The sequence below is a fragment of the Pseudoalteromonas sp. T1lg24 genome (assembly GCF_002964745.1).
Taxonomy (GTDB): Bacteria; Pseudomonadota; Gammaproteobacteria; order Enterobacterales; family Alteromonadaceae; genus Pseudoalteromonas; species Pseudoalteromonas spongiae.
Genome location: NZ_PQCB01000033.1, coordinates 1,298,332 through 1,320,877 on the forward strand (window position 1 = coordinate 1,298,332; position 22,546 = coordinate 1,320,877).

Below are 22,546 nucleotides of genomic sequence, written 5' to 3' on the forward strand. Positions count from 1 at the left end.
TATGTTATTTCATAAACACCTCTTATCTGCATCGCTTTTATTCATTTGCTGCACGTTACACGCAAGCGTTAATTTTGATGGTAAAGCAAGCTGTCAAAGTGAGTCACTGTTGTTAACGACTGATTTTGAAAGTGCACGAGTGAATGATTGCAAAATCAATGGCAACCATGTCTCAATTAGCATTAAACCGGAAAATAAACCGATTAATGACAGCCCTTGGTACGCGTTTAAGTTACAGGCAAAAACCGCAAGCGAAGTGACCGTTAGGGTGAAGTACTATGGTGGTAAACATCGTTATCATCCCAAGGCTAGTGTCGATGGCGTAAATTGGACCGCGCTACCGTACCGTATTAAAAACGGTGATTTAGTGTTCCAAGTGACACTTGGCGACACGCCATTATTGGTTGCAGGACAAGAAATTGTGTCTAATAACGCGTATGAAAATTGGATGCAAACCATTAAAACGCGGTTTGAATTAACCTCAATTTCTCTTGGCCAATCGGTTCAAGGACGCGTCATTACAGCGCTATTGAGTAAAGGGCAAAGCGACAAATATTTATTGGTGATAGGACGCCAGCACCCACCAGAAATTACCGGTGCTTTAGCGTATTTCCCATTTAGTGAAACCCTGCTAGAAAATTCAACTTTTAGGCAACACTACAATATTGTGTTTGTACCAAATATTAACCCTGATGGTGTAGCACTTGGTCATTGGCGACACAATGTTAACGGGGTTGACCTCAACCGCGATTGGAAGCACTTTAAGCAACCTGAAACCGCGGCAATTAAGCAATATTTAGATACGATAGTTAAACGTGGCGGCAAGATAATCTACGGTGTTGATTTTCACTCAACACACCACGATGTGTTTTACACTATGCCGCAAGGCAAAGGTTTAACACCTGATGATACCACCGTTAATTGGCTTGAACGCTTAGCGCTTGCTGAACCAAATTTCACTGTGCTTGATAAGCCGGGACATAACCCAGGGCGCGGCGTATTTAAACAGTGGTTATCAGATACCTATGGTGTGCACGCCATTACATACGAAATGGGTGATAACACCAATCGTAAGGTGATTAAGCAAGTGGCAATTTCGGCAGCGAACACCTTGAGTGAAACCTTACTTAATCAGTCCAAAACAGCAAAATAGGAAACACCATGAAGTATCTACTATTAACATTGAGTGTGTTGAGTCTTAGTGTGTTTGCCAAGCCACAAATTGATTATGTGATCAGTAGCGAACGCGTATTCAATAGCGATAAAAAATCCTTTGAAGCCCTTGATATCGCAATTTGTGGAAAAACAATATGTGATATCGGCCAACGCTTTAAATACCGTTCTTTAGATGTAAATTATATTGATTACGGCACTAAAGTGATTAGTCCAGGCTTTATTGACCCACATACGCACAGTTTGTCTGAACTGAAAAACGAAAAAACGAGCGCTAATTTGAACTACCTCACGCAAGGTGTCACCACTGTAATTAATGGTAACGATGGCAAAAGTCCGCTCTCAATTGCTAAAACTACAAAGCAGCTGTTATCGCACGGTATTGGTACAAATGTCGCATTTTTTATCGGCCATAATACAGTGCGCAATGCGGTAATGGGAAAAGAAGACCGTCAACCTAGTACGCGAGAAATGAATAAAATGAAAGCCCTTGTTGAGCGCAATATGCAAGCTGGCGCATTAGGTTTATCAACAGGGCTTTATTATTTACCGGGCACGTTTGCAAGCACTGAAGAAGTAGTTGAGTTGGCAAAAATAGCTGCTGAATACCAAGGTATTTATGAAACTCACTTACGTGATGAAAGTACCTTTAATATTGGTTTTCTGAATGCAATAAAAGAGGCCATAGCTATTGCCGAACAAGCAAAAATGCCACTGCACTTAGGGCATATTAAGGCGTTAGGGGTTGATGTGTGGGGCCAATCAACAAAGGCTATCGAACTTGTGCAAGCTGCTCAAAAGCGTGGTGTAAAAATTACGGCCGATCAATATCCTTGGCTTGCGTCTGGCACATCCATTAGTGGTGCTGTGGTACCCAGCTGGGTTCGAGAAGGCGGGAAAAAAGCCACAATTGAACGATTAAATGATAAAACTCTCTATCAAAAAATCCACGCTGAAATTACAGAAAATATTCGCCGCCGTGGCGGGGCTGAACGATTACTTATTACAGTAACAGAGCAGCCTAATATCTCTGGGAAGACACTCGCTGAAGTTGCTAAATCTCATTCGAAAAGCCCAGCTGATACAGTGATAGAATTAGCAAAAGGGCCTGTTGTTAAAGTTGCATCCTTTAATATGTTAGAGCAAGACGTGAAAAACTTTATGGTTAAGCCTTGGGTTGTTACTTCATCAGATGGGAGTAATGGTCATCCACGTAAATATGCCAGTTTTCCAAAAAAGCTCAAAACGTATGTTCTTGAACAGCAGCTGATGACTTTAGAAACATTTCTATTTCAAAATACTACTGCAACTGCTAACGCATTAAATATTGATGATAGAGGTGCTATCAGACTTGGCTTAAATGCTGATTTAATTATCTTTGAGCCTACTTCTGTCAAGGTAAACGCAAGCTTTAAACAATGGAATGTATTATCAACTGGCTTCAATGACGTGTTTATAAATGGTCAATATGTGGTTCAAGACGGTAATTATAAGGCTGTGTTAGCAGGTGAATTTGTTAAACCACATACTCTTTAAGTTAAGCACCTCAAAAACTTTTCCGTGACTTGTTTAATTAAATCTTTAAGTCACGGAATGCTTATTAAACTAAATACAGAGTATCGTATTTGTATCATTCGATTTTAAGCATATATAGTTAATTGTATAACCCGTTAACTAATTTTGTTTATGAATGCTTACGAATTTAAATTTAAAATACTACCGGAAAAAAACATAGTTGTTACTCAGTCAAGTGGCGCATTAACTTTACCGAGTTATTTAAATGAATTTAAACGAATTAGCCTTAAACCAACATTCAAACGCGATATTAATTACCTACATGATTTGCGCTGTGTTGATAGCATTGAAGGTTCATTATCTGATCATGAAGAGTTTGCAAAGTTTGCCGTTTCGATTTCATCAAGTAAGTCCACAAATGTGGTGTTTATCATTAACGATCACGCTATAAAAATTAAGCAATTTATCGAAGGTTATGTGCTGATGGCTTCGCGCTCAAACCGGCATTATTGGATTTATCCTGAGAGTCAAATTGATCAAGCATTAGATAAAGTTGATTTAATAGCGATGCCGCAATTTGAAAATGCTATTTAGCAAGGTATTTAAAGGTTTTTAGCTGGACGATCACTTTCCCGATGGCATTGGACTTTGCTAAAGTCCTTAAATTGTAATCGGGGTTTACAACAAAGTTGAAATTCTGAGAAGAAGAGATTTCTAATTGATGTGATTTGTTAATCACATCAATTGAGATTTGAATAAAATTATATTTTGCTTACAGCATTAAGTTGTTTATAAATATAAAAGACCAAAACTGCGTTAGGGATCCCTAAAGCCACAATTAGTTTAACTAAAAAGGCTAGTTGTGGCACTTGAGCATACATTAAACCAATTACAAAAAATGAAATTGCTACTGTAAAAATAGTGAGAATCACTGAAAGTCGTAAATTAAACAGTTCATCTTGGGCTTTCAGTATTTGCATTACATTAGACATTGTCATCCTTAACATTATTTAGGTTAGATTATCCATAAAAAACCATATTAATTACTATCAAATAAAATATCAATAATTTAACGCCAAAATTAAATCTGCTAAACCGTTTAGAGCTGCACTATTCATTATTAATTTCATGTTTTTTCATTAATTTGTAAAAATCGGAGCGGTTTCGTTGTGCCAGTTTTGCAGCTTCAGACACATTGCCACCAGACAGTGCTAACACCTTTTGAATATAGTCATATTCAAACTGACGTTTGGCTTCATTTAAACCAACAAAGGCGTTATGCGTTTCGTCTGAATCAGGCAATGCGTTTGCAACAACATCTTCGGTAATAATATTTCCAGCGCTAATGGCAATACAATGTTCAACGATATTGTGCAGTTGACGCACGTTACCCGGCCAATCGTAACTTAGCATGCGCGTGATACTTTGTGGATTGAACTGTTTGGCATCGTCGGTGAGTTTGGCTAAAAATCGCGTGGCAAGCAGGGGGATATCATCTAAGCGTTCTTTTAAGCTCGGTAAGGTAATTGAAACCACATTTAAGCGATAATACAAATCTTCACGGAATTGATTATCTTTGACCGCTTGCACAATATTTTTATGGCTTGCCGAGACCACACGAATATCTACTTCTTGTTCAACTTGGCTGCCAACTGGGCGAACTTTTTTCTCTTGTAACACCCGTAATAATTTAACTTGTAAATCAAGCGGCATATCGCCAATTTCATCTAAAAATAAGGTACCGCCATTGGCCGCTTGTACTAATCCTTCTTTATCGCTTACAGCGCCTGTGAAGGCGCCTTTTTTATGACCAAATAACTCTGATTCAAGCAAGTGACCAGGCATTGCACCACAGTTAATAGCAATAAAAGGACCGTTGGCTTGATTACTGGCTAAGTGAATGGATTTTGCTGCGACTTCTTTACCGCTACCGCTTTGACCTTGAATAAGGATATTAACCTTACTGTTTGCCAGCGCTTTTATTTGCTGCACTAATTGGTGCATTTTTTCACTTTGGTAAATGAGGCCATGAAAGTTATCTGGCTCAACACTGCTGTTTTGGCTTACTTTGCCGGCAAGCGTTTTTTCAATCACATCAAGCATTTGTTGGCTATCGATAGGTTTTGTTAAAAAGCTAACAAACCCTTGGTGCATGGCATCTACCGCATCGGGAATAGAGCCATGTGCCGTCATCATAATTACTGGCATGCCAGTGTAAAATTTTTTGATTTCTTGATTAAGAGCAAAGCCATCCATATTCGCCATTTTAAAATCGGTGATCACTAAATCAATGGCGGTTTGCTTTAACAGGGCAAGTGCTTGATTTCCATTTTCAGCCACAGTGACATTATATCCGTTGCCTTCAAGGCGAATCGCAAGCAGTTCTGCAAGCGCAGTGTCATCGTCAACCAGTAATAAATTGGCAGCGCTAGCCAAATGTTTCATAGGTGTCCTTTATTGTGTTCTGTTTTCTGAAAGAGAGGTTTCAAGGCGTTGTTTTTCAATGTCGACTAGCTTTTGTTTAAGTTCAATTAATTGCCTTTGCAGCTCGAGCAATTGTTGCTCGTGTTTTTGAGCTTTTGAATCTGAATAAAAGTTAGTGATCTTTTGTTTTCGTAAGTTTTCCGTATGCCAAGTTAACGAATCAAACCAAACCACGTAATCATTTGGCCATAACGCGTTGGCTTTAATGTCCTCAATCAGTTTTAACTGTTTGTTGGTAGAGGTCGTTGTACAATATTCACCAATAAATGTTTGTAACGCCTTGTTTTCAAGAGTTGGGCGTGTTGGCGCTTGAGTACAATTTGCAAGCAAGGCGCTTATTACTGCGGTAATCGGTTGATGGGTTTGTTCTGCCGCTTTATTTGTTGTCGGCTGAGTGTGTTCACTGTTATTTTGCACAGGTGGTGTACTTGTACATGCGACAATAAACAGTGCTGCACTTAAATGTGTAATGAGTTTAAATATCTTCATTGGCTTGGGAATGTAATTAGTATGTTTGCACCTGAGTCTGTTTCTTGCCATGTGATATCGCCTTTTAATTGATTGACGCATTCTGACACAATGGCAAGCCCTAACCCAGAACCTTGCTTGTTTTTATTGTGTTCGCTTTGGTAAAAAGGCTGAAAAAGTAAGTGTGCTTCTTCTTGATTAATGCCTGGTCCGTCGTCCGCCACGTTAAGTTCAATGGTATTATGATTTTGTCTAATGTAAATATCTACTGTGCTTGTCGCATGATTTAGCGCATTGCTGACTAGTTGCGTAAGGATCAATTTACACGGTAAGTGAGGTACCTTATTTGTAGCGCTAATGTGCCAACATATAGCGACGTCCTTATTCGCAATAGTATCACTTAAGTGACGGTTAATTTCTTCTTCAAGTGTGTTGAAAGAGGTGACCTGTTGTAATCCGTCAGGGTGGTTGGCTGCACTGTAATTAAGTAAATCATCAATCATGCGCGCAAGCTTTTCTACCGATTGTTGCATTATTGTTAGAATTCTACCTTGTTTATCACTTACCTCGCCAAGTAAACCGCTGTTTAATAAGCTGCTGCCTTCATTAATCGAGGCTAGCGGTGTTTTCAGTTCGTGGGTGACATGACGTAAAAAAGTTTCCTTTTGTTGTTGCACGCGTTTTAGTGCCAAGCGAAGCCAGTCAAGTCGCCTGCCAAGTTGTTGCAGCTCATGGCTACCTGATAATTTTATCGGCTGATCTAACTGCCCCTTACCTACATCAGATAACACGGTTTCAACCTGATTGAGTTGACGACAAATGCGAAAGATTAAAAACGAACTAATAATCACTAATATCGGCAGTAACACAATAAGGCCAACAACAAACTCGGTTTGTAACGACTTAAACTGTTCATTTTTATTTGCGAGGCGGGTATCTAGTGTGTCATCAAAGTTGGCATCAAGTTGTTTAAGTTGCGCCACCAGTTGCGCAAATTCGTCAGCGCTTTTTGGGTCTAATAATGTCGCTTGTTGCAATTTAGCAACAAAATCACTTTTCGCGAGTTTTAATTTTAGTAATTCAATGCGATTTTGCGTGGTTTGCCATTTTTGTTCGATACTAATTTGTAATTGTTCACTCTTTAACAGTTGGTTGTTCTTGAGCGCCTTTTCAATGCCATTTACGTCTGCTTTTATATAATTGTATTCGAGTATAAGCTCCTGATTTTCATCGTAAATCATAAGCGTTTCTTGCTGGTGTTTCGAGATACTGGTGGCATACCACAGTGTAAGCAATACGATCGGAAGTACACCTACTAACATGGCAACTAGCGCTTGTTTTTGTAACGACTGAGAAAAAAATTGTTTCACTAAAAAAAACCTTTGCAAATACAGGCTGAACCGAACAGCTTTTGCTCGATTAAAAGTAGAAATTAAATTAGTTGTTGCAAAATTGCGACAATATAACTAATTGTTTTATAAAGATAAAAACATGATGGCTGTTTTGTTGTTGCAATTTAGCAACAAATAAACAGCTTATTTTCGAGCGAAATACCTCAAAAAAATCCTATCTATTTGTTTTATATGCTTTTTTAAAAGTTGGCATCATGTTTGTAATAGTCTTTGCGACAATGCGAAAGCATAAAACGAGACTAGCTTAACAAATGTATTTTGCGTTAAGCAAAAATTTAACAGACATCCAAATATAGGGAGAAATACCCATGAAGATTAGAGCAATTGCATATTTAACAGCAGTACTTGGTGTAGCAGCATTTAATACACAAGCAAACACATTATTTGATGAGCTTGACCTTAACAAAGATGGCTTCATTTCTGAAGTAGAAGCAGCTGCAAACAGCAAAGTAGCTGAAGTGTTTCAAGAGTTAGACACAAACGAAGATGCGCAAATCAGCAAAGACGAATTTGCAGCATTTGAAGGCTAATAAACGCCTTACCACTTAATAATAGGGAAGTGCGCTACTTTCCAATCAGTTTAGATATTCAAAGTTAAAATGAAAGGAAGTTCCAAATGAAAAAATTAGTAATGTCAGTATTTGTTATCGCAAGTTCATTTTCAGCAGTTGCAGCGGACGATTTCGCAACACTTGATAGTGATAGCAATGGTGCAATCAGCCAGCAGGAAGCGGCACAAAATGAAGCACTTTCAGAGCAATTTAAAACACTGGATGTTGACGGTAACGGCGAGCTAAGCAAAGACGAGTTTGCAGCATTTAAAGGCTAATCCGTACCAGGGGAAGTGCGCTACTTTCCAACGTTAAGTAACAAACCCAAAGTAAAGATGAAGGAATTTAAAATGAAAAAATTAGTAATGTCAGTATTTGTTATCGCAAGTTCATTCTCTGTAGTTGCAGCGGACGATTTCGCAACACTTGATACAGACGGTAACGGCTCTATCAGCAAAGACGAAGCAATGCAAAACGTATCGCTAGTTCACCAATTTGCTGACTTAGATGTAGACAACAGTGGCGAGTTAAGCAAAGAGGAATTTTCGAAGTTTAAAGCGTCATAAGTTTAAAGCTTCTTAAATATCCCGTTTTACAGTTGGGCTCACTTAACTCCTTGTCAATCAGTATGCCGAGTGAGTCCAACTTTTTTTATTAAATCAAGTAGTGAAGTGAAATGAAAAAAGCCTTAGTTATCGCAATCTCAATGTATGTAATGTTATTTGCCACCGTAAAAGCCGTTGCAGATGAAGAGTTTGCTTTGTTCGATTCTGACAACAGCGGTACCATCAGCGTAGACGAGGCGAAACGCAATCACGCACTACTTGAACAATTTACACATTTAGACCGCGATAATAATGGCGAGTTAAGTCCACAAGAATTCGCCAGATTCACTGGATAACCCCGTATCAACCCTCCCTAGTGCGACCTGAACTATTTTTTGTTGGACATGAATACTTTTACGGTCGCACTATTTTCACATTAAAAATGCTTTTGCTTTTGAATTGGCTTATGTAAGCTGCTTATAACATCTTAGTTTTATGAGTAAAATCATGACGCCAGCAATTAAAACAGCAGAAAAAGCGAAGATAGATTTCTCCGTACACCAGTATGAACACGACAGCAGTGTTGCATCTTTCGGGTTAGAAGCCAGTGAAAAGCTTGGCGTATCTGCGGCCACTGTGTTTAAAACGCTGGTAGCAAGCTTAGATAATGGCGAGCTGGTTGTCGCGATTATTCCTGTCGATCGAAAATTAAATCTAAAAGCTGTGGCCAAGGCGAGTAAAGCAAAAAAAGCCAAAATGGCCGAACCGCTCGATGTTGAGCGTTCAACCGGTTATGTACTTGGCGGCGTAAGCCCACTAGGACAAAAGAAACGCCTTAAAACCCTGCTTGATGACTCTGCTAAAGCACAATCCACTATTTATGTGAGCGCCGGTCGTCGCGGTTTGGAGATTGAACTTCAACCAAGTGATCTTTTATCACTGACTAATGGACAGTTTGTACCACTAAAAGCCGAATAACTCCTACCTAAGGTTTATCCCGAACCGTTATTTGTCATTGAAGTTTCATAATTCAAGGCCATTTTTATGCTTAAATAATCTGGACTATACCAGATTGGAAAAGATGAAATGAATGAATACTTGTTATTGACGCCGGGCCCACTCTCAACCAGTAATACAGTAAAGCAAGCAATGCTTAAAGATTGGTGTACCTGGGATGACGACTATAACATTGAGATTGTGCAGGCGATCCGTGCAAAACTCACGGCACTTGCGAGTAACACTCACGATTATACCAGTGTATTAATGCAAGGAAGTGGTACTGCAAGTGTTGAGTCAGCACTTGGCAGTTTAATTAAAAACACCGATAAACTGCTTATTATTAATAATGGCGCTTATGGTAAGCGCATCGCTGAAATTGCAAATTACTTAAATATAAATGCGCAGGTAGTAAATTTAAATGAAACCCAGTTACCAAATATGGCTGAGGTTGAAGAGCAGTTACAAACACACAGTGATATTACTCACATAGCCATGGTGCACTGTGAAACCACCACAGGCATGCTTAACCCGGTTGCAGAAATGGGCGCGCTTGCTAAAAAATACAATAAAACCTTTATATTAGATGCAATGAGTAGCTTTGGTGGTATTGAGCTTGATATGGCTGAACTTAACATAGATGTGCTTATAAGCTCTGCTAATAAATGTATTCAAGGTGTACCGGGTTTTGGCTTTGTGATTGTTAAGAAAGCCATTATTGAAAAGTGCCAAGGCATTGCACGCTCGCTTAGCTTAGATTTGTACGCGCAGTGGAAAACCATGGAAGATCATAACGGTAAGTGGCGTTTCACGTCGCCGACTCATGTGGTAAGAGCTTTCTATCAGGCGCTTTTGGAATTAGAAGAGGAAGGCGGTGTTAAAGCGCGCTATAACCGTTATAAAGAAAATCAACAGCGTTTAGTTGATGGTATGCACGCACTTGGATTTGAGACCTTGCTAGCGAAAGAGCTGCATTCGCCGATTATCACCTCGTTCTATTCACCAACCAGTAATAAATACAATTTTGCTTTGTTTTATAGTGCGTTAAAAGAGCAAGGGTTTGTAATTTATCCGGGTAAAGTATCAGATGCTGATTGTTTCCGCATTGGTAATATTGGCGAAATTTACCCTGACGATATAACGCGATTACTTAGTGCAATAAAGCGCAGCCGATTTTGGTTAGAAGCTTAAGATAGAATTGTTGATAAGCTAAAGGTGATAGCTAAGGTTATTGCCTTTTGTTTTGTTAGTTAATGGTTGTTTGGTTACGTCCAGCTTGTTTAGATTGATACAAGGCTTTATCAGCTTGTGCAATATTATCATCCAAAGACACGGTTTCATTAAACTGTGTTAATCCAACACTGATGGTTAATGGCCCGTAGGCTTTATCTTTTGAGTGTTCCGTCACCGATCCACGAATGCGTTCGGCAATTTGAAAGCCAAGATTACTGTCAGTATTGGTTAAAAAAATAAAAAACTCTTCACCGCCATAACGGCAACTAATGTCGTATTCACGTGTGCAGTGTTGTATTTGCTGTGCCACAAGCTTAATTGCATCATCTCCTTGTTGATGCCCATGCTGATCATTTACTTGTTTAAAGTGATCAATATCTAACATAAGTACAGCGCAAGCTTGTTTATTACGTTTTGCGAGCGACAGCTGGTTGTTAACTAAATCATAAACAGAAGTCCGATTATATAAACCGGTGAGTGCGTCTTGCGTGGCGAGCGTTTTGTATTTCAGCGTAAGGTTTATTAATTGGCTGGTAAAAATAAATACCGTTAATACTAATATTAACGATGAAAAATAAACCAGCGGATAATAGAAATCAGATGCGTAATACTCAATTCGACTAATGTTATGGGGAATACTATTTAATTCGTAAAATATAACCAGCAAAGACACAGCGATAAATATGGCTAAGCCTTTATCTGCTTGGTTTAAATTTTTACTACGAACAAGGCTAACAAACGCAAGCAGAATGCAAAATGCCGAAAAAGACATGGTGTAATGAACGTGGTTTGCAACAAATAATATCGACGCTGAAAACGCAATAAATGCTGCGATTAATAATTTACAAAGCCATTCGCTATGGCCTTTTTTACAAATGGTTAAACCAAAAAAGAGCGATGTTAAGCTCCCCAATAAGTCTTCAATGTACCAACCTGTATTGCCAATCTCTAAGGTCGATTTATTGAGAAAGTAAAAGAACAGTAATGAGCTAATAAAGTAACCAAAAAGGTAGGGGGTTTCTTTGTTGTCTTTCATTACCGAGCGCAAAATAAATAGCGCGAAGATACAGGCGATGATCTCTATGGTGGTGCTAACACCCACAGCTTCTTGGTAACTGATACTCATTAACTCTGCCGCTTAGCAACTTATGCTTTGAGTTTAGTAAAAATCCAGCATAGTTAAAATGTTAGCGCTTAGAATTTAAAGAAAAATATAAGAAACCTCAGCCCTACGCGTTAGTTTTTATTGGCCAATCACTATCATTTCAATGGCATCATGCAGCCAGTATTCAATGTTGTAATCGATTAAAATACCACTTGATTCATAACGCTGACGAATCACTTTTAAACACGGCGCACCGCTATTTTTTTCAAGGCTTTTGGCAACATCATCGGGCAGTACTGTAACACTTATAACGCATTCTTCGTTGTTAATATCCACATGATAATGAGAGGTCATAATCGTGGTGATTGAGCCATTGAGCGGTTGTGATTCTAAATCATCAAAACGGCTGGCATCGCAGTTAATCTGCTCAAACATAATGGGTCGGCCATCAAGGCTGCGAACACGTTCGATTTTATATAACGTATCTCCACTAAAGTGCTGGTTAAGCGACAGATTTTCTTGTTTTTCAATACTCAATACATGGGTGTTGGTGTAAAGCCTTGCTCTTGCGCTAATTGATAAAAATTAACCTTAGTTGCAGGTCGCCACTTAAGTTTATTGGGTGTAACAAACCAGCCGCGACGTTTTTGGCTGTAAATTAAGCCTTCAGCTTCAAGGCGGTTTAATGCTTCACGCACAGTAATACGGGTTGAATTAAAGTGTTCTTGCAGTGTGCGCTCTGATGGTAGTTTATCACCAATAGCAAGTTCACCACTGGCGATATGTGTTTGAATATACTTTTGTATTTTTTGATATAGCAACATAGAAAGCGGCTTTTAAAATCTGCAGAAAACGAGGCCTATGCTATTAGGCCTAAGAAATATGTCAAGCGTATGAATCGCGCGTTAATTTGTATCTGCCTTTGCAGCAGCACCTGAAAGCTTAGCTAAGTAATTATCGAGTTTTGCTGGCACTAAATTGTTATCCTCCGCACGCTCTTTTCGCCTGATCCCGTTGCGAATAACATAAGCGCCAAGTGTGCGAAAAGGCTCGATGGGAAAACGTTCAAGGTTTTGGTTTACAAGGCCACACTTTTGCCATTCATCGTTCGTATTTAAAAGCATAGACGCGAGGATTTGCCCGCCTAAATACGATTGCACCACACCATTACCCGAGTAACCTGCTGCAACCACTACATTTTTATCGCACTCTTGGAAAAATGGAAAGCCGCTTACGCTGCGATCCGATGGACCTGTCCAGGTGCGGTCAATTTCAAAGCCATGATCGCCAAAGAAATAATTAAGTGAATGTTGTAACTCAGCTTGATATTGGCTGGGTGCGTTGAATTTATCACTCATCTGATTGGCAAAACTAAAATAGTTACCGCCTTTACCGAGCATTAAACGGCCGTCAATTGTTGTGCGGTAATAATTCACAAAAATACGCGAATCGATAACTGCTGCCCCATGGTTAAGGTTAAGTGCTTTTAGCCTTTCAGGCATCGGCTTAGTAATCACCATATCGGATGATACCAACACAACATTTCGCGAAAATTGCGGCATTAACTCTGGTAACCAGGCGTTGACGGCAAATAACAATTTTTCAGTTTTAAGGCTTTTTATTGACTGGCTTTTATCGCTATAACAAACGCTAATAGTCTCGTTTTGTGGTGTGTTTTCCTTTTCGTGGGAAACATAACGGGTAGATTCACTTATCACTATGCCCATTTCAATGGCAATACGGCGTAGCCCACGAACCAGTTTAGCCGGTTGCACACTGCCAGCGTGAGGTGAAAAGACCGCGTGTTGATTCTGACGTGAGCCAGTGTGTTTTAACTGCTCTTTATTTACCACTTGCCATTGATTAAGCGAAACACCGTCAAGGGCATTAAGACAGGGTGTAAGCACATCTTGCTGCGCAGCATTGGATGCAGTGATATAACAGCCATCAACACGTAAATCACAGTCAATATTATGTTCTTTTGCAAATTGGGATATTGCATGAACGGCGTTTTCAGATTGTTGCACTAGCCACTTGGCTTGTGACTCACCAAAGCGCTTTTTCAAACTTAAATACTTGGTTGACCACGTCAGCATGGCACCGCCATTTCGACCCGAAGCACCTTGGCCACATAAATCTTTTTCAAGGATCACAATACGCGTTTTTGGCGCGCGTTGTTTTATGGTTATTGCCGTCCAAAGTCCGGTAAATCCGCCACCAATAATTGCAATGTCATAAGGGTTATCATCAATACTGGCTGAAGAAACAGAAGTTGTTTCTTCAGCCATTGCTTGATCAAACCAAAAGGGTTGATACGTCATTAAGGGCGTTCGCCTCTTGCTAAGCGTGCATTAATTTCAAAAAGAACCGGTTCAATATCGGCTAAGCTATTAATCACGAAATGGGCACCTGCACTTGATAATTGGGCATATGCTTCGCGTGTTAAATTGCTTTGTTCACTTGCTGATAATGCTTTCCACTCTTTTTCACTTTTGCCCACAGCGTTGCCCGTCAGTGCCACACCGACTGTCCACATTCCCGCATTTAACCCTTCCAAAATACCGGGGACTGAGTCATCGACTTTTACACAGTGATTGACAGAATTGATTGCCAGCTTGTTAACATTTTCCAATGCCATCCAAGGACCGGGGCGAGAGCCCGCTGTTAACTCGTCACTTGCCACACAGTAATCAGGGCGATAGCCATGTTCAGCTGCGGCAATTTCAAGTTCGGTCATTACTTCGCGCGGGTAGCCTGAACAGCTACCGATTTTAACTCCTTTTGCTTGTAAGCGTTGTATCACTGGTAGCACCCCTTCGATAGGTGCTGAGCGATCTGCAACTTTGGCTTTTTGCAGCGGCATAAAGGTTTGGTAAATATGATCAATTTGCTCAGTTGTCATTGCCTTACCAAACTGTTCACACCAACGGCGATTAACACTGTCGAGCTTGCCAAGTGATTCGATGTGGTCCCATTTACCCATACCCATTGGAATTCGTGCTTCTTCGAGCGTGATGTCAAAATCATAGGCTGATTTAAACGCTTCAACAAAGATGGTAGTGGGTGCGATTGAGCCATAGTCAACAACGGTGCCTGCCCAGTCGAGAATAAGCGCTTCTACTTGTTTCATAAATAGTCCTTAATGAGTTGGTGCGAGCGACTTAGCATTAAGTGCTCGTTTAGAGGTGTATTTGTTAGATAAAATAATGCTGAAGTAGCAAAGGGAGCTGATGACCAATACGCTTGCAACTGCACAGATCCAGTAACTGGTGGCAATAAAATAGCTCAGCCATGACAGCTCAGGCTCGGCAAAGGTGCGATACAGCAAAATACTGACCGAGCCGATATACCCTGCAGAATCAGCTAAATAGAGTAGAAAACCCACATTGGCAACACCGCCCACGGCGGCAATCATGCGGTCGAATAAAAAGCAGTTGTAGGGGATATACGCGATATAAAGTCCTGCACCAAGTAACACCATCCATGCTTTGGCATCTAAGATGCCTAATTCAAAGCCATAAGTACTGGCACCGAGTAACAATGTACCAAATAAGATAAAACCATGATTGACTAAAAACGCGGTTTTGTTGTTTTTAATCAGTACCATCATGGCAAGGGCAATCAGCACGATAAATGAAATGCGAATGCCTGCGTAAGCAAAAATGGTAGGCTCTTCGCCATAACCTAACGCCATCCAAAGTTCTGCTTGAAAATTATCTAAAAAGTCGCGAAAGCCTGTGAAAAGTAAAAAGCTTAAAACGAGCGCTGTAATACCAAACCAATATTGTTTAAAGAAATTAAACCGTGCTTTACCATCCATTGGTGTGCGTTTTTGTCTTGCAGCAATATCGCTTTGATCTGGTTTTGGAATGGCGTTTAAACACACAACACTGAGCAGCAATAAGGGTAAAAAGAGTAGGCCAGTTAGGGCAGGCATCCATAACTCAGAAACGCCTAGGTTGTTGGTAATAAAGCGGCCAACGGTTTTTACAACACCGGATGATAAAATAAAGGTGATGCTTAAAATGGCACCGAGGATTTCGGTGGTGCGTCTACCTTCTAAATAACTAAAGACGACCCCCCAAATCATGCCAAGAGATAATCCATTAAAAAATAGGCAAATAATGTTAAGGCCAATTGGCAATAGTGCAAATAACACCAGCGAGATCTCTGCGCCTAAGATCATTAAAATTATGGCTTTAGCTCGCTGACCCGATTGCATTTCGGAAATCACTTTTACACCGATAAATTTTGCTAGCATGTAACCAAATACTTGGCTTAATACCAGCGCCACTTTAAAGCTTACAAGCCAGTTCTCTTGCTCAAATGCAAGATAGCTTGATGCGGCAAATGGCTTTCGAAATGCGTACATACAAAAATAAGTCATAAAGGCAGCTGAGGCTGCGAATAATACGAACGCGGGGCCCTGTGTCTTTTGTAACCAGTTAGCATTTTTAAACAACATAATACGTCTCGACTGCGTTTGAAAAAGGGTGCAAAGCAGGTGCTTTGCAACCTCGGTACTATCAACAAATCAGTGTTAATTTAGGGTAACTTATTCGGGAACCCATTGTGATAGTGTTATGTGAACTTAATGTGTAACCAAAGGGGTTAAGTTTGCCATGTGATGCACCCTTACCCCTGTTAGCTTGTTCGCGTTAAAAACGTTCGTTAGAACATTCGTTAGAAACGATAATTAAGGCCGAGCATGCCGCGAATACCGTAGTATTCAACTTGCAGTGGACGACCTTGCTGACCTTGGTAATACATTAAGGGTTCGTTCGTTAAGTTATTAAGCTCAAGGTAAACCATGGCATCGTCATTAATTTGATACGAAGTAGTGAAATCAACGCTGGTATAGTCACCGTAGTAACTGTCGCTTTGTTTATCACTGCCGTGCTCTTCAATGTACTCACCTTTGTGGTTCACAGCTAAACGCGCAGCAAAGAAGGTGTTATCGTAGTAAAGGGTAATGTTAAATAATTCATCGGCTTGGCGAGGGATGCTCACCTTGTCATCGCGCTCTGGGATGGTCATTTCTGAATCCATAAAGGTCGCATTTGCCATTACCCCAAAGTTCTCAAGACTTGGCGCGATAAAGCCAAAATCACGATTAAACGCAAGTTCTAATCCCACTAACGATGCGTTGTCGCCATTTTCTGGTCGAATTAAATTAACGCCTTCACGGCCGTTGTAACTGCCAATGGAACTGCTTTGGAAAATTGGATCTTCGATATCTTTATAGAACACGCCGGCTGACACTAAACCAAGGCGGTCAAAGTAATGTTCAAACATGACATCAATGTTGTTTGAATAGGTTGGATCCAGTTCAGGGTTACCTGAAAACAGTTGGTTATCTGCTTCTAGGTAAGTTGCACCTGGCGATAATGAGCCAAAATCCGGACGGGCAAAGGAGCGCGTGAGCGCTAAACGCCAATTAGTCATATCACTCATTTTATAGGTAATATGAAGCGATGGCAGCACAGAGAGGTAATCATTCTCGGCTTTACTTTCAACCACTTTGTCTTGATCGGCAAGATAGGTAAAGCCCGATACTTCGGTATCGGTTTGGGTTAAACGCAGGCCACCGAGTACTTCGATTTGTTCATTAGCTTGCCATGTTGCCATACCGTAAACACTGGCATGTTGCTCGTTTACATCAAAGTTACGGCCAAGGGCGCCACCGTTTGAAATAAGCGCTGATTCACCAGCATCGAGCTTAAATTTATTGCGGTTTTGTGTCCAAAACTGTGCTAACGCATCCGTGTAAGCCACTTGAGAGAACTGGCTTGCGTAATCAATGCTGAGTTCGTTTAAGTAATCATTTCGACCTGGTTGGTCGCTTAACGCAAAGTCAGCAAGCGTAGGCGCATCGCCATAGTTCTCACTATCCCATGCGTAAAATTCATCAGCAAATTCGGCAACGCGTTCTTTATCACGGTACTTTACACCGAATTTAAGTAATAAGCTGTTATCTAGTTGCCAGTCAAAATCACTGCTGAAAACGATTTTGTCTTTTTCATTAACGAATACCTTGTAGAGCTCTACCCATGCAAGCTTGGTATCGCTTGGTGACATTTGAAAACCATTTGGCAAGTGGTTACTGATGGCATTCCATGGGTCACTGCCGCCGTCCACTTCGTTGTAGGCATAGTTTTTACCTGTGCCACGGTCTTCAAGGCCAACATAGCCAACGTTCTTTTGATCAAAACGCACAACAAAGTAACTGTTGTCTTCACTATTTGGCATATTGCCGTAGCGGAACTCATTTTCGTAACTCGACAGTGACCAAGAAAGTGTTTTATCAAAACCAAAATAATGTTCACCAGCAAGCTCACCGCCACGCATTTCAGTGATAAGTTCATTGCGAATGTGTTGCACTTCAACGCGGTCTTTGTCAAAGCGCATACGGTGTTTGTAATGGGTTTCATCGTCGATTAAGGTGCCGTACATTGCGCTGGCGCTAACTTTACCCTGATCTAAGGTATACTCTAAAGAGCCATTTAAACCGTAGGTTTCGCGCGTGCCTGTGTAGTCTCGAAGCTCTAAACGACGAATACCAATACCATCATTTCCGCGACGAGGTTCAAAGTTATCCGTTGCCCAATCACGTTTCCATGCAGTAGCATTAATTAGATAACCGAGTTTGTCATCGGCGATACGGTCGCCATATAGCACACTCGCAGAGTAGTTAGTACCTTCGGCAAGTTCATTTGCGCCCAGCGCGATATTGGTATTTAAGGTAAATTCGTCAGGGGCTTTTTTGGTGATGAAATTAACGTTACCACCAATTGCATCACCTTCCATATCCGGTGTGATGGCTTTAGATACTTCAACAAATTCAATAAGTTCACTTGGAAAAAAATCAAATGCGGTAGCGCGGCTGGTGGTTTCTTCTTCAGCGGTTGGTAAGCGATTACCATTAATTGATGCTGAACTCCATTGTGATGGTAAACCGCGCACAGCAACAAAGCGGCCTTCACCTTGGTCGCGCTCAATGGAAATACCTGGAATACGCTGTACTGCTTCTGCGGCATTTCGGTCTGGCAATTTACCAATGCCATCACTTGAAATCACATTGATAATATTGCTGGCATTTTTTTGGCTGTTAGCTGCGGCCATTTCGCCACGTTGAATTTGACCAATCGCAACTACTTCTTCAATCTCATTGTTGGTGTTGTTAGCATTGAGGAAAATGGTTTCAAGTACTTTCATTTCATCATCTTTAACAGAAACGCTCAGTAACTTTGTTTGGTAACCCATGTAATTAACTTCCAGTTGATACGTACCTGGTGTTAATTTAGGTAGTTCAAAGCGGCCATTAAAGTCGGTAACGGCACTGTTATTAGTACCAACGACTTTCACCATGGCACCTGGCAGTGTTGCATGTTGATCTTTTACAATGCCTGTCAGTTTTGCTTCTGCGGCAAGAATGTGGGGGCTTGTTATTAGCAGTATACTGGCGGCAATACGCGATATATTTTTCATGTTAAGGCTTCTCAGTTAGTAAAATTATTATGGTCTAGACCAGAAACTGAAAAACAGTCTAACGAGAGTTTTTTACAAATCGGTTACGCTTGTGTGAAAAATAGAAAATCGACTGGGTTTTTTATTAACCTGAACTTGGGATAAGAAGTTAACTAACAATTTTTAATACATATATTTTTTATTTTAAGCCTTCTAGCTTGATAATTTTTCTTAGTACAAGGCAAATTTGTGCGTCAATAGCGAGTCTATTGCAAACAAATTTAACGCAGTAATAAGTAAAAGTAGCTGCTAGAAAGTAATTTGTTATTCCTAGCTCAGGTTATTTATATATTGATTTTATTGTATATAAAATAAAGCAGTCACAAAGAATTAAGGTTGTAACTGCTGTTTAGGAATTTTATGGAGAGGCTTACAGCAAAAATAAAGCCTTTTTGAATGTGCTATTCCAGCAAGCTAGCGGGCTTTGGATTTGCTAATAAATCTGCAAACACCTGCCAAACGGAGGTTTTATCTTGCATATTGGCATGTTTTTCAATGTAGGCTTTAACGATATCTTGGCCGAGGTTGTAATTAAGCACATAGGCGCGGTTTGCTTTAAAAAACCCTAATCGCTGTGTTGCACGCTCTTTACTCACTAAGGTGTATTTAACTAATAACTCGACTGCGTGTTGCTCTGATATTTCGCCATCAAGTAAGCGTTTAGCAACCATGTTGTCAGCATAAGAGAGTTTTTGCATTAGCGCTTGTACTTGATAGTAGCGCTCAGCTTGTGAGACATCGAGACCGGCAAGCACGAAGAGCACTTCTTTTTCAAAGGCCATGCGCTCATGCTTTGGAAAAACCACTTCAATGCCATAGTTAGCAGAGCCTTCGGCAAGAAGTGACATAGGGGAAAATAATGGATAAACACAATATTCCATCCAACCTTTTTCGTTTACTAGGTGTTTTTCCATCAATGAGTTAAACACATGGTGGCCGGGATAGCCTTCATGGGCGGCTAAATCGACTGCACGTGAAATATAAATCGGGAAGTCGGTATTCATTTGAATCAGGCTAAAGTTATCGCCTTTATACCAGTTATAACCACTCCAAATTTGGTTAGTTACATACTCCAGCTGAAAATTTTCGTTATCTGCAAGGGGAATAAATTGTTTGGTAATTTCTCTTGAGCGCGCTACTGCGGCTTTAAATACGTCATCGAGTTTGTTTTTGGGGATTTCAAATTGTGCATTAAATGCCACCATGCGTTCGCTTAAACTACCGTCGCCTGGTACCAGGTTTTCAAGCTCTAGTAGGACGTTATCAAACTCAGTCTCCGTCTTATTGGGCGAAATGGCATCGTATAACGCAAGCGACTCATCATCGAATTTCGGTGCATTGCCCGAAATCACATTTATAAAGGTTAGTATTGATTCACTTTGCTTTAATAAAAATGTATGTCTGAGTGTTTCGCTTTCATTTGGTGTTGTATTTTTTAAGCTATCTACAAGCTCTGTAACTTGCTGTTGAATAGCTTCAAGCGGCTCTTTAATAGTTGGTTGCCAGTCACTTGGGCCATAGTAAGCGTCAACATAGTGCGGGTGATGAAGGCCAATTGCCAGTACAAGCTTTACGTATTGCTCGGCAAGAGAGTTTAATGACATAGCGAACTCATTTTAAACGATAGAAATAACAGACATAATAACCGAGATTTAAATTGTATACAATTTGGGGCTCGGTTATTAATTCAAGTATCAATATTCACTGATATCAAGTGCGCCCATGCTTATCGCTATAGGCATACGCTGCGTAGCTAATCGCGTTACACTTTTAATGCGTTACACTTTGAACTGCGATACTTGGTTCTTTAATTCGCTGGCAAGTGCGGCGAGTTCAGTACTTGCACTGCTGGTGTTTGTGGCCTCTTGCGAGGTGTTGTCTGAGATAGTAGAAATATTCACTACATTGCGATTTATTTCTTCATTAACACTGGTTTGCTCTTCTGCAGCGGTTGCAATTTGTGCCGCCATATCGTTTATTTTTGCCACCGCAGTGGTGATCAAATCAAGCGCTTCACCTGCCTGCGTTGCATTGTTTACACTGTCTTCTGCTTGTTGCTTACTTTGCAGCATTAATGCGACTGCGTCTTTACTGCCATTTTGTAAGCTTTCAATCATTTGATGAATTTCTTGAATTGAACTTTCGGTACGCGATGCAAGCGAGCGCACTTCATCTGCTACCACAGCAAAACCACGGCCTTGCTCACCAGCTCGGGCCGCTTCTATTGCTGCGTTTAGCGCAAGTAGATTGGTTTGTTCCGCAATGCCGCGAATAACATCGAGTACGCGGCCAATTTCTTGGCTATCGTTTGATAGTTTATCAACCGAAAGTGAAGCCGTATCGATTTGTTGCGCAAGCTTATCGATGCTGGTGACTGTTGACCCAACAACTTGTTGTCCGCTGGACGCTTGAGTGTTTGCATCCATCGCCCCTGTTGCTGTGTCGGCAGCGTTGCGAGAGACTTCGTTAGCGGTGATCGCCATTTCGTTCATTGCAGTCGCAACCATATCGGTTTCTTGGCGTTGTTCGCTTATTAACGAGCTAGTATTTTCACTTGATTGGGCCAGCATGTTAGACGCCTGATGTACCTGTTCAGTGGCGTTAACCACCTGTTGTAATGTGCCGTGGAAATTATCAATTAATGTATCAAATGCATGGCTCACTACGCCAAGTTCATCGTTCGATTTAACTTGGGTGCGTTTCGTTAAATCGTTGCTCTTTGCAATATCATTAATGGAATTTCGCAACGTATTAAGCGGGGCAATAATATTGTTTGTGACAAGCCAACTTAATATTGCCGCAACTAAAGCAGCAACCACAGCAAAATAAATACTAACGGAAATCGATGAGTCAATATCGTTGGTCGTTGCCTGAAAAATGACTTCTCTTTCTTGATTCATTTTGCGGTTAAGCGCGGCAAAGTCTTCGCGAGATTTTGCAGCAACAGGGCTGTAATCACGTTTATACGTTTGCCATGCTTGTTCAAGTTCTGCTTTTGTCGATGTCGATGAGAGCGTTTGAACCAGCTGAAGACTTTTTGATAAAAATGTTTCGGTGGATGATTGTGATTTAACAATCAGTTGCTTGAGCTCTTTTTGTTCGGTGTTGTCGTTAAGGGCTAATGAATTTAGCTGTGAAAAATGCGATTGAATATCCTTGATACGTTCACGCATTTTAGCAAGGTTTGATTGATAATCGTCACCAAGCATAATGCTGCGATTAATGCGCGATACGTAATTTACATCGCGATTAATTTTGAGTGTAGTCACTTCTAACTTAACCGCGACACGGCTGTACTGCTCAAAGCTCGATTTGATTGAATTGAGCTTATAGATCTCAAAACTCGCAAACAATATTAAGGCAAATAGCAGTGCGCCAGAGATGATATTTATTTTGTTACGAACTGAGACATTAGACAGCAGTGTATTCATGCGCTTATTCCAAAATGAGTTGATATGACGGTATCGATTTTTAACCCAGCTAATAAGTTTAACTGATCTTATTGTATCGGTATGTAATCTTATGTATTAATAGTAA

At 40.5% G+C, this 22,546-nt stretch carries 22 protein-coding genes; 9 read left to right on the forward strand and 13 right to left on the reverse strand.

From position 1 onward, the window contains the following. The first annotated feature begins 1 nt into the window (after position 1). The 3 genes from C2M30_RS18040 to C2M30_RS18050 all read left to right on the forward strand — a co-directional run bounded on the left by C2M30_RS18040 (position 2) and on the right by C2M30_RS18050 (position 3,282). A complete protein-coding gene (locus tag C2M30_RS18040) occupies positions 2–1,153 on the forward strand; it encodes a M14 family metallopeptidase (RefSeq protein WP_158683553.1) in 1,152 nt (383 codons plus the stop codon). 8 nt (positions 1,154–1,161) lie between these two features. Then, entirely contained in the window at positions 1,162–2,709 is a 1,548-nt protein-coding gene (locus tag C2M30_RS18045) for an N-acyl-D-amino-acid deacylase family protein (protein ID WP_105172741.1), read from the forward strand. Between the two features lie 150 nt (positions 2,710–2,859). Continuing rightward, on the forward strand, positions 2,860–3,282 hold the full coding sequence (locus tag C2M30_RS18050; RefSeq protein WP_105172742.1) for a hypothetical protein: 423 nt from the start codon (positions 2,860–2,862) through the stop codon (positions 3,280–3,282). Between the two features lie 167 nt (positions 3,283–3,449). Here C2M30_RS18050 and C2M30_RS18055 read toward each other — a convergent pair whose 3' ends face one another. The 4 genes from C2M30_RS18055 to C2M30_RS18070 form a co-directional block, all read right to left on the reverse strand. Then, complete coding sequence (locus C2M30_RS18055; RefSeq protein ID WP_105172743.1) at positions 3,450–3,680, reverse strand: hypothetical protein; 231 nt, start codon at positions 3,678–3,680, stop codon at positions 3,450–3,452. Positions 3,681–3,798: 118 nt separating this feature from the next. Next, positions 3,799–5,133 (reverse strand): sigma-54-dependent transcriptional regulator, encoded by a 1,335-nt coding sequence (locus C2M30_RS18060; protein ID WP_105172744.1) that lies wholly within the window; start codon positions 5,131–5,133, stop codon positions 3,799–3,801. Between the two features lie 9 nt (positions 5,134–5,142). After that, on the reverse strand, positions 5,143–5,661 hold the full coding sequence (locus C2M30_RS18065) for a hypothetical protein (RefSeq protein ID WP_105172745.1): 519 nt from the start codon (positions 5,659–5,661) through the stop codon (positions 5,143–5,145). Then, the gene (locus C2M30_RS18070) at positions 5,658–7,010 is read right to left on the reverse strand and encodes a sensor histidine kinase (protein ID WP_105172746.1); all 1,353 of its coding nucleotides are present in this window, start codon (positions 7,008–7,010) and stop codon (positions 5,658–5,660) included. Before C2M30_RS18070 ends, C2M30_RS18065 begins: the two co-directional genes overlap by 4 nt. A 350-nt stretch (positions 7,011–7,360) precedes the next feature. Between C2M30_RS18070 and C2M30_RS18075 the strand changes: the two genes are divergently transcribed. The 6 genes from C2M30_RS18075 (at position 7,361) to phnW (ending at position 10,335) form a co-directional block, all read left to right on the forward strand. Continuing rightward, positions 7,361–7,582 carry an EF-hand domain-containing protein gene (locus tag C2M30_RS18075; protein WP_010558929.1) on the forward strand — a complete coding sequence of 74 codons (222 nt, stop codon included), beginning with the start codon at positions 7,361–7,363 and terminating at the stop codon, positions 7,580–7,582. Positions 7,583–7,668: 86 nt separating this feature from the next. Further along, the gene (locus tag C2M30_RS18080; protein ID WP_010558930.1) at positions 7,669–7,881 is read left to right on the forward strand and encodes a calmodulin; all 213 of its coding nucleotides are present in this window, start codon (positions 7,669–7,671) and stop codon (positions 7,879–7,881) included. A gap of 72 nt (positions 7,882–7,953) precedes the next feature. Further along, on the forward strand, positions 7,954–8,169 hold the full coding sequence (locus tag C2M30_RS18085; RefSeq protein ID WP_010558931.1) for a calmodulin: 216 nt from the start codon (positions 7,954–7,956) through the stop codon (positions 8,167–8,169). Between the two features lie 110 nt (positions 8,170–8,279). Further along, positions 8,280–8,504, forward strand: a complete 225-nt coding sequence (locus C2M30_RS18090) for an EF-hand domain-containing protein (RefSeq protein ID WP_010558932.1) — start codon at positions 8,280–8,282, stop codon at positions 8,502–8,504. A gap of 151 nt (positions 8,505–8,655) precedes the next feature. Beyond that, on the forward strand, positions 8,656–9,126 hold the full coding sequence (gene ybaK, locus C2M30_RS18095) for a Cys-tRNA(Pro) deacylase (protein WP_010558933.1): 471 nt from the start codon (positions 8,656–8,658) through the stop codon (positions 9,124–9,126). A 108-nt stretch (positions 9,127–9,234) separates the two neighbouring features. Next, positions 9,235–10,335 (forward strand): 2-aminoethylphosphonate--pyruvate transaminase, encoded by a 1,101-nt coding sequence (phnW, locus tag C2M30_RS18100; protein ID WP_105172747.1) that lies wholly within the window; start codon positions 9,235–9,237, stop codon positions 10,333–10,335. 55 nt (positions 10,336–10,390) lie between these two features. Here phnW and C2M30_RS18105 read toward each other — a convergent pair whose 3' ends face one another. From C2M30_RS18105 to C2M30_RS18140, 9 genes are all read right to left on the reverse strand, one after another. Continuing rightward, positions 10,391–11,503 (reverse strand): GGDEF domain-containing protein, encoded by a 1,113-nt coding sequence (locus tag C2M30_RS18105; protein WP_105172748.1) that lies wholly within the window; start codon positions 11,501–11,503, stop codon positions 10,391–10,393. A 117-nt stretch (positions 11,504–11,620) separates the two neighbouring features. After that, positions 11,621–12,019, reverse strand: a complete 399-nt coding sequence (locus C2M30_RS21880; protein ID WP_234004775.1) for a UTRA domain-containing protein — start codon at positions 12,017–12,019, stop codon at positions 11,621–11,623. After that, the gene (locus tag C2M30_RS21885; RefSeq protein WP_234004776.1) at positions 12,016–12,306 is read right to left on the reverse strand and encodes a GntR family transcriptional regulator; all 291 of its coding nucleotides are present in this window, start codon (positions 12,304–12,306) and stop codon (positions 12,016–12,018) included. Before C2M30_RS21885 ends, C2M30_RS21880 begins: the two co-directional genes overlap by 4 nt. Before the next feature lie 81 nt (positions 12,307–12,387). Continuing rightward, complete coding sequence (locus C2M30_RS18115) at positions 12,388–13,803, reverse strand: FAD-dependent oxidoreductase (RefSeq protein ID WP_105172749.1); 1,416 nt, start codon at positions 13,801–13,803, stop codon at positions 12,388–12,390. After that, the gene (gene phnX, locus C2M30_RS18120) at positions 13,803–14,612 is read right to left on the reverse strand and encodes a phosphonoacetaldehyde hydrolase (RefSeq protein ID WP_105172750.1); all 810 of its coding nucleotides are present in this window, start codon (positions 14,610–14,612) and stop codon (positions 13,803–13,805) included. The genes C2M30_RS18115 and phnX overlap by 1 nt, the downstream gene beginning before the upstream one ends. A 9-nt stretch (positions 14,613–14,621) precedes the next feature. Further along, on the reverse strand, positions 14,622–15,869 hold the full coding sequence (locus tag C2M30_RS18125) for a DUF5690 family protein (RefSeq protein WP_234004777.1): 1,248 nt from the start codon (positions 15,867–15,869) through the stop codon (positions 14,622–14,624). Between the two features lie 296 nt (positions 15,870–16,165). Next, positions 16,166–18,970, reverse strand: coding sequence for a TonB-dependent receptor (locus C2M30_RS18130; protein WP_105172752.1), 2,805 nt, complete (start codon positions 18,968–18,970; stop codon positions 16,166–16,168). Between the two features lie 440 nt (positions 18,971–19,410). Next, positions 19,411–20,613 carry a hypothetical protein gene (locus C2M30_RS18135; protein ID WP_105172753.1) on the reverse strand — a complete coding sequence of 401 codons (1,203 nt, stop codon included), beginning with the start codon at positions 20,611–20,613 and terminating at the stop codon, positions 19,411–19,413. A 174-nt stretch (positions 20,614–20,787) separates the two neighbouring features. Further along, entirely contained in the window at positions 20,788–22,440 is a 1,653-nt protein-coding gene (locus tag C2M30_RS18140) for a methyl-accepting chemotaxis protein (RefSeq protein ID WP_105172754.1), read from the reverse strand. Positions 22,441–22,546: the final 106 nt, after the last annotated feature.

What these genes read in the sequence shown, in the direction of transcription:
- C2M30_RS18040 (WP_158683553.1), top strand. Translation starts at nt 2, where the DNA reads ATGTTATTTCATAAACACCTCTTATCTGCATCGCTTTTATTCATTTGC.
- C2M30_RS18045 (WP_105172741.1), top strand. Translation starts at nt 1,162, where the DNA reads ATGAAGTATCTACTATTAACATTGAGTGTGTTGAGTCTTAGTGTGTTT.
- C2M30_RS18050 (WP_105172742.1), top strand. Translation starts at nt 2,860, where the DNA reads ATGAATGCTTACGAATTTAAATTTAAAATACTACCGGAAAAAAACATA.
- C2M30_RS18055 (WP_105172743.1), bottom strand. Translation starts at nt 3,680, where the DNA reads ATGTCTAATGTAATGCAAATACTGAAAGCCCAAGATGAACTGTTTAAT.
- C2M30_RS18060 (WP_105172744.1), bottom strand. Translation starts at nt 5,133, where the DNA reads ATGAAACATTTGGCTAGCGCTGCCAATTTATTACTGGTTGACGATGAC.
- C2M30_RS18065 (WP_105172745.1), bottom strand. Translation starts at nt 5,661, where the DNA reads ATGAAGATATTTAAACTCATTACACATTTAAGTGCAGCACTGTTTATT.
- C2M30_RS18075 (WP_010558929.1), top strand. Translation starts at nt 7,361, where the DNA reads ATGAAGATTAGAGCAATTGCATATTTAACAGCAGTACTTGGTGTAGCA.
- C2M30_RS18080 (WP_010558930.1), top strand. Translation starts at nt 7,669, where the DNA reads ATGAAAAAATTAGTAATGTCAGTATTTGTTATCGCAAGTTCATTTTCA.
- C2M30_RS18085 (WP_010558931.1), top strand. Translation starts at nt 7,954, where the DNA reads ATGAAAAAATTAGTAATGTCAGTATTTGTTATCGCAAGTTCATTCTCT.
- C2M30_RS18090 (WP_010558932.1), top strand. Translation starts at nt 8,280, where the DNA reads ATGAAAAAAGCCTTAGTTATCGCAATCTCAATGTATGTAATGTTATTT.
- ybaK (WP_010558933.1), top strand. Translation starts at nt 8,656, where the DNA reads ATGACGCCAGCAATTAAAACAGCAGAAAAAGCGAAGATAGATTTCTCC.
- phnW (WP_105172747.1), top strand. Translation starts at nt 9,235, where the DNA reads ATGAATGAATACTTGTTATTGACGCCGGGCCCACTCTCAACCAGTAAT.
- C2M30_RS18105 (WP_105172748.1), bottom strand. Translation starts at nt 11,503, where the DNA reads ATGAGTATCAGTTACCAAGAAGCTGTGGGTGTTAGCACCACCATAGAG.
- C2M30_RS21885 (WP_234004776.1), bottom strand. Translation starts at nt 12,306, where the DNA reads ATGTTGCTATATCAAAAAATACAAAAGTATATTCAAACACATATCGCC.
- C2M30_RS18115 (WP_105172749.1), bottom strand. Translation starts at nt 13,803, where the DNA reads ATGACGTATCAACCCTTTTGGTTTGATCAAGCAATGGCTGAAGAAACA.
- phnX (WP_105172750.1), bottom strand. Translation starts at nt 14,612, where the DNA reads ATGAAACAAGTAGAAGCGCTTATTCTCGACTGGGCAGGCACCGTTGTT.
- C2M30_RS18125 (WP_234004777.1), bottom strand. Translation starts at nt 15,869, where the DNA reads ATGACTTATTTTTGTATGTACGCATTTCGAAAGCCATTTGCCGCATCA.
- C2M30_RS18130 (WP_105172752.1), bottom strand. Translation starts at nt 18,970, where the DNA reads ATGAAAAATATATCGCGTATTGCCGCCAGTATACTGCTAATAACAAGC.
- C2M30_RS18135 (WP_105172753.1), bottom strand. Translation starts at nt 20,613, where the DNA reads ATGTCATTAAACTCTCTTGCCGAGCAATACGTAAAGCTTGTACTGGCA.
- C2M30_RS18140 (WP_105172754.1), bottom strand. Translation starts at nt 22,440, where the DNA reads ATGAATACACTGCTGTCTAATGTCTCAGTTCGTAACAAAATAAATATC.